At 65.2% G+C, this 1,196-nt stretch carries 1 pseudogene; it reads right to left on the bottom strand.

Annotation, left to right across the window (positions count from 1 at the left end):
• Positions 1 to 1,196, bottom strand: a pseudogene (locus JCM25156_RS17320) (membrane-bound PQQ-dependent dehydrogenase, glucose/quinate/shikimate family); the annotation flags it as partial.

Here is a 1,196-nt window from a genome sequence, read left to right on the forward strand (position 1 = left end):
GGGCGCTCGGGCGCGGGCACGACAAGCTGGCCGTTGCGGCGGTCAAGCACGAAGATGTTGCCGGTCTTGGCCGGGGCATACAGCGTGGGAATGACCTCGCCCGCGGCGTTGCGAATATCGACCAGGCTGGGCTGGGCCGGAATGTCCATGTCCCACAGGTCGTGATGCACGGTCTGGTAGCTCCACGCCAGCTTGCCGGTGGTGGCGTTCAGCGCCACGATCGAGCTGGCGTAGCGTTCGGCGTCCGCGCCCCGGTTGCCGCCCCAGATGTCGGGCGTCTGCACGCCCATGGGCAGGTAGACCAGATCCAGCTTCGCGTCATACGACGCCGTGATCCACGAATTGGGCGAATTGGGCACGAAGCTGTGGTGTTCGGACGGCATCTCGTTCGGGTTGGGATTGCCGGGGTCGAACGCCCATTTCAGCGCGCCGGTATGGACATCGAACCCGCGCGTGACACCCGAGGGTTCATGCGTGGAATAGTTGTCGGTCACCGCGCCGGACACGATCACGGTCGTATCGGTCACCACCGGGGGGGATGTCGGTTCATAGAAGCCCGGCGTACGGACCGTCATGCCATCCTTCAGGTCCAGCACGCCATTCTGGCCAAAGCTGGCGCAGCGTTCGCCGCTCTGCGCATCCAGCGCGAACAGGCGGCCATCATTGGTGGGCAGGAAGATGCGGCGCGCGCACTCGACCGGCGCGGTCGTGCCGTCCGCCGCCGCCAGCGCATCGGGTTTGGTCTCGTGATAGGAGACGCCACGGCACGTCACATGCTGAAAGGTCGGATTGTACTGCAGCTTCGGATCGAACTTCCACCGCTGCTTCCCTGTCTTCGCGTCCAGCGCGAACAGGATCTGATGGGGGGAGCAGAGATAGAGCGTATCACGGATCTTGATGGGCGTGACCTCATCGGTCAGTTCCCCGGGATCGTTCGGGCCGCGCATGTCGCCCGTGCGGAAGGTCCAGGCCACCTTCAGTCTGCTGACATTGCTGGCATTGATCTGCCTGAGCGGGGAGAAACGGTCCCCGAACTGGGTGCGGCCATAGGCCTGCCAGTCCTCATCGGGCATCTGTCCCGCATCACCCGGCGTGGGCGCGTTCTGCGCCACGGGCGGCAGGTTACCCGCAATATCCTGCGGATCGCGCGTCATGGCGAAAACGACCACGATGGCGGCCGCAGCCACTGCCCCCAG

Source organism: Komagataeibacter kakiaceti JCM 25156 (assembly GCF_000613305.1).